General features: G+C 39.1%; 6 protein-coding genes. 4 read left to right on the top strand and 2 right to left on the bottom strand.

Features of this window, described 5'->3' with window-relative positions:
* On the bottom strand, positions 1-532 hold a 532-nt coding region (locus AAF462_09605; protein ID MEM7009374.1), incomplete at its 3' end, for a helix-turn-helix domain-containing protein.
* Positions 533-850: 318 nt separating this feature from the next.
* Between AAF462_09605 and AAF462_09600 the strand changes: the two genes are divergently transcribed.
* The 4 genes from AAF462_09600 to uvrC are packed head-to-tail and all read left to right on the top strand — an operon-like array spanning position 851 to position 5,070.
* Positions 851-1,660 carry a ParA family protein gene (locus AAF462_09600; GenBank protein MEM7009373.1) on the top strand — a complete coding sequence of 270 codons (810 nt, stop codon included), beginning with the start codon at positions 851-853 and terminating at the stop codon, positions 1,658-1,660.
* On the top strand, positions 1,617-2,642 hold the full coding sequence (locus AAF462_09595) for a hypothetical protein (GenBank protein ID MEM7009372.1): 1,026 nt from the start codon (positions 1,617-1,619) through the stop codon (positions 2,640-2,642). Before AAF462_09600 ends, AAF462_09595 begins: the two co-directional genes overlap by 44 nt.
* Positions 2,643-2,669: 27 nt before the next feature.
* A complete protein-coding gene (locus tag AAF462_09590; GenBank protein ID MEM7009371.1) occupies positions 2,670-3,203 on the top strand; it encodes an SRPBCC family protein in 534 nt (177 codons plus the stop codon).
* A gap of 49 nt (positions 3,204-3,252) precedes the next feature.
* Positions 3,253-5,070, top strand: coding sequence for an excinuclease ABC subunit UvrC (gene uvrC / locus AAF462_09585; protein ID MEM7009370.1), 1,818 nt, complete (start codon positions 3,253-3,255; stop codon positions 5,068-5,070).
* Positions 5,071-5,076: 6 nt separating this feature from the next.
* Here the strand turns inward: uvrC and AAF462_09580 are convergent.
* The coding region (locus AAF462_09580; GenBank protein MEM7009369.1) for a helicase-related protein at positions 5,077-5,706 on the bottom strand (630 nt) is incomplete at its 5' end.

The following is a 5,706-nucleotide window of genomic DNA, read 5'->3' as shown; positions in this document are numbered from 1 at the left end:
GTTCTGTCACTCCCCGGGTGACCTTTTTGTCACCCTCCCCCGTGACATTTTCGTCATCCCCTTTATAAACCCTATTTTTATTGACTTTTCTGCTTGTTGGTTTGTAGGACTTTTTAGATATAGAGTCCATATTGACAGCTTTATAATGCACTTCTCCTTCTTTATTCATCTCCTCTATTAGCTTTTCTACAAGAGGCCTAAAATCAAAAACTGTTGTAACTTGTGCTCCACTCTCTTCATCAAACCTGGGTGTTTTTACCAGCAACCCGAGCTCTTCTAAATCCTGTGTTATGCGCTTTACACTTCTCTCTTCTATTCCCGATCTTTTAGACAGCGCGGAGTAGCTTGGGAAGGGGTGCCCAGCGTCCCATTTGTAGGACATAATGTCGATAATAAGCATTATGTGTTTTGGTTTTAGTCCTATTTTTGTTCTATACCTGAGCAGTATATTGGGCACGCTTGTGAAACCCTCATCTAAGATTTCACCCCATATTTGGACTATTTTAGTTTTGTCTTGTTTTGTTCCAGCCACACCAATTTCCTAACAATATTCCGGTTTGTTGTGCTCGGACATCAAAAGGCTTGACATTTAAAAGTGAGAAAGGGTATCATTAGAAATGTTCCACCTTCCGGTTGCCGCCGTTGTTTTAAGCTGACCGCTAAAGCTTCGGCGGCTTTTTTATGTCCTAGCTAAATCTATTATATGTTTTTTACCGTGTTAAATCAATGTTAAGAAAATGTTAATTTTTATCTCCAATTTTCACCCGCCGTTTGATCTTTATTTCGAATAGTTTTATCTTGATATAAATCCATTTAATTGATATAACATTTACAGGGAGCGTTTATTGAGTTGAAAGTAATTGCCATTGCAAACCACAAGGGCGGCGTGGGGAAGACAACCACAACGGTTAACCTGGCCGCTTGCCTGGCCGAGAAAGGGCTTAGGGTTTTAATTATAGATCTTGACCCACAAGGAAACGCAACTTCTCATCTGGGATTTAATCCAAACGATTTTGACCAGACAATTAACGATCTTCTTACCGATTCTACCAACAAAATAGATATCAACGATATGGTGGTTGAACATGAGACCCAAGGACTGTACTTAATTCCCGCAAACCTAGCTATGAGTAGGGCTGACCTCAGCATGTCTGTGCTTATAGAAAAAGATCATAGGCTTAGAAAGGCAATAAGCAAGCTAGAGGGTGATTTTGACTTTGTTTTGATAGACTGCCCCCCTTCCCTTGCGACTTTGTCTATAAACGCGTTTTTTGCAGCTGATGATGTGATAATTGTTATTCAGACCCAACCGATGGCTCTAGATGCTGTAAACATGATCGACGAAACTTTATTTGAAATTTTTTCGTCTAGAGAAGATTTTCCTATCGTGCCTTACGGTCTTCCTACGATGCATGATAAATTAACAACAATTAGTAAGACTGTTTTAAGAGCAATTAATCAAAAATTTAAACCAAATACTTTCTCTCCCATACATAATAATGTTAAACTTAGAGAGGCCAGTGGATACGGTAAACACATACTTGAATATGATTCTGAAAGCGCTGGCGCAAAGGATTATAGAAAGCTAGCAAGAGCTGTGATAAAGGTTTATAAGAATGAGCAAAAAGAAGGAAGAAAATATATCAGCGAAGCGTCCTAAGAAGGCTAAAAAGCCTTCAAATAAAGGGCGTTTGTCCAGTATGCTCGAATCTATGCAGAAGCGCTCTAGCCCTGTAAATGCGCATAAAGTAGCGACTAAATACTTTGACGACTTTAAGAAGGACCGTAGTATCACAGAAGACAATAAAAATACCGCGGTAATTACCAGTGTAGATAAAGACGATCTTAGAGCCTCTTCAGAGAATGTTGCTACTTCGGTAGATATAGCAAAAGATACTGCGGTAAATATACCGATAGAGACAGTGGTAGATACTGCGGTACCTACTGATGTACCAAATAAAGAAAAAAAGCCCTCCCCTTCAAAGTCTCAAAATAGACAAAATAAGCGTCAAATTTTAGATGATTCGCACACTAATTCAGAGAAAAAAGTTTACTGGGCTATGAGGGATGAATGTGAGAGCAAAAAAACCCAAGAACTTCGCTTTGGTTTAAAACAGCTCAAGGAAAAAACAGGTCTTTCGGACAAAACTGTAAGGAACACCATACACAATCTGGAAGAAAAATTAAGCATAAGTATCATAGAACCATCTTTAGGTATATATGGTAGGAAAATGATAGTCCACATGCCAGATGAAATCCTAGAAAATAGAAAAAAAGACAAATTGGAAATAGACATAACTACAAAAAAAGTAATATCCAGCAATAGTGCGATAGTTAGTAAAGTAAATAGTGCGGTAAATAGTATGGTAGATACAACGGTAAATAATAAGAAAAACATACAAGAACTTTATAATAAGTACACAGGTAAGAAATGGGACCAAAAAGCAGAGAAATTTTATCAAAATATACAAGATATAAAAATACAAACTATAGAAGCAGCATTTATATTGGGAATTTTGAAAGAAAATAAAAGAAACAAACACCTAACAGAATTTAGAACTATCATAAATGATATAGGTAATGATATTACTGATACATATCTAACCCATTTAAAACAGATATGGAAGAACAATAAGGATTAAATATTACAATAGGGCAGGGGGGTTATCATGAAATTATTAAAAACGATATTTTCGGTATTAATAGTGCTTATAGTAGTGGTTGTAGTGATAGGGCTATTTCTACCAACAAATTATAATATAGAAAGATCGATAACCATAGATGCAGCACCGGCTGAGATACATAAATATGTAGGAAATTTGAGCAATTGGAACAAGTGGGAGCCTTGGAGGCAAGCTGACCCATCAATAGTGATAACCCCCGGAGAGAAAACAAGCGGGATAGGCGCAAGCCAGTCATGGACAGGTGATAGCGGTGATGGCGCGTTAACTTTTATAAAGGACTCTCAAACAAAAGGAGTGGAGTATGATCTTGTTTTTGATGGAGGAGCATATGTATCAAAAAGTGCAATCACCTACGACCCTTTGGAGGATGGAGAAACAAATGTCACATGGACAATGACGGGAGATATGGACGCTCCTGTCATAGGAGGATATTTTGTTTTGATGATGGATTCTATGGTGGGGCAAATGTTCGAGAAAGGATTAGAAAATTTGAAAAGCACGGTAGAACAACAATCTTAAACCCTGTCCATATAGTTGCCTGAGGATAAATATCCTTTAATTTATATAAATGATCCTCGATAAAGAAAAGGTTAAATCAATCCCGCAGTCCACTGGAGTATATCTGTTAAAGGACAAAAAGGGTCGGACTATATATATAGGGAAAGCCAAAAACCTTAGAAGCAGATTACTCTCATACTTAAACGAAACAGATATAGCGCAGCGCCCACAGATTCAGTATTTAATGAGAGAAGCCGCCGACATAGACTACTTTGTATCTAGAAATGAGAGAGAGGCGCTAGTTTTAGAAAATTCTCTAATAAAACAAAAAAAGCCTCGCTACAACATAAGGCTGAGAGACGACAAAAATTATCTCTCGCTTAGACTAGACCCAAAAGAAAATTTCCCAAGACTATCGCTTACGAGAAGAGTATTAAAAGACGGAGCCATATATTACGGCCCGTTTGCCTCGGCCGATGCTCTTAAAAAAGCAAAGAGGTTGATCCATAAAATTTTTCCTCTAAGAGATTGTACAGATGAAAAATTCAGGCGCCATGCTTCAAGGCCCTGTCTTAACTACTACATGGGATTATGTTTGGGCCCATGTGCTGGAAAGTCAGGAGAAGAAGGCTACGGGGAAGTGGTGGATCAGGTGCGTATGTTTTTAAGAGGAGAGAAAAAACAGATCATCAAACTTCTAAAGGACAGTATGGAAAAAGCGTCTGATGAAACAAGGTACGAGGACGCAGCTAGCTTCAGGGATCAGATCAGGCTTTTAGAGAAAAATATGGATGCCCAGATGTTTGTCACTCCGAGCACCAAAGATAAAGATGTCGTTGGCTTTTATAGGGAAGGGCAGAGGGCCGAGTTTTCCGTTTTGTTTTTCAGAGGCGGGAGCTTGGTAGACAGATCTTCGTACTCATTTAATAATGCTCTTGTGGAGGACGAAGAGATATTAGAAGAATTTTTATCTCAGTTCTACGGCGGAAACAGGTTTGTTCCAAAAGAGATTACTGTTCCGCTTAGTATTAACAGGTCTTCAGATATTGCATCATGGCTCTCAGAAAAACAGGGTTACAAAGTTCGTCTTTACTCCCCGCAAAGAGGCGATAAGTTAAAAGAAGTAGAGCTTGCAAATAGAAACTCGCTAGAGAGCTTTCAGAGAAAATACTCTGATGAATTAAAAGGGGTCGACATTTTAGAGAGAATAAAATCCTCACTACATCTCAAAACACTACCCGCTTCAATAGAGTGTTTTGATATCTCTAACATACAGGGCTCTACTACGGTAGCTTCCTTGGTAAAATTTGAAAACGGCCAGCCTGCTAAAGACGGTTATAAGCGTTATAAAATAAAAAATGTAAAAGGGCCAAACGACTATGCCAGCATGCACGAGGTTCTTAGTAGAAGGCTGGCAAGGGCCGATCAGCAAGGCTGGGAAGTGCCCGATCTCATTTTAATAGACGGCGGAAAGGGCCAACTCAACATAGCGCAGAACGTTCTTCAGGAGCTCTCATATTTAGACAAAGTTGATCTCGCTTCAATCGCTAAGGGTAGAAAAGAGGGGGAGAGCGATAAGATTTATATACACGGCAGAAAAAATCCCATTATTTTTTCAAAAAATTCAGAAGCTCTTTTTCTCTTAATGAGAATAAGAGACGAAGCCCACAGGTTTGCGATCACTTATCATAAAAGCCTACGCGGGAAAAAAGCGCTCACTTCAGAGCTGGACTCTATACCGGGAATAGGCACTAAGCGTAAAAAGGTTTTGATTAAACACTTTGGCTCAATATCGAAAATAAGAGAAGCCGCGGTTTCAGAGATAGAGTCTCTTTCAGGCTTTAATAAGAAACTCGCAGAAGATCTAAAAAAGCATCTATCTACTTAGAGGTAATTATTTAATTTGCGAGCCCTTGTCCTCATTTCCTAAATACTGAACCTCAAGTTCTCTTAGTTTTTTAATCCGGTCTCTTTTTTTGGCGGCAGTTTCGTATTCTAAATTTTTAGCGGCCTCTTTCATCTCTTTGTTTAGCGTATTAATTGTCTGGGCAATTTTGTCCGGAGCAATATCAATATCTTTTTCCTCTTCCTCAAGCGGCACGGTGTAGTAGTCAGATTCATATATTGTGGAAAGTATGTCCGTGACGGATTTTTTAATGCTGACAGGGGTGATGCCATGTTCTTTATTATAGGCCTTTTGAATTTTTCTTCTTCTATCGGTCTCCGATATGGCTTTTTGCATAGAGCCCGTAATGCGGTCGGCATAAAGTATTACCTTGCCGTCAACGTTTCTAGCCGCTCTTCCGAATATCTGAATAAGCGAGGTCTCTGATCTAAGATACCCCTCTTTATCGGCATCTAAAATTGCGACCAGAGACACCTCTGGTATATCTAATCCCTCACGCAAAAGGTTGATCCCGACAAGCACATCAAATTTGCCGAGCCTAAGGTCCCTTATGATTCCAATTCTCTCAAGCGTATCTATGTCAGAATGAAGATACCTAACGCTCACGCCAAGCTCTTT

The organism is Thermodesulfobacteriota bacterium (assembly GCA_039028315.1).
Taxonomy (GTDB): Bacteria; Desulfobacterota_D; UBA1144; order Nemesobacterales; family UBA2774; genus CR02bin9.
The sequence above is the reverse complement of the archived record's forward strand: the minus strand, read 5'-3'. Positions and strand labels throughout refer to the sequence as shown.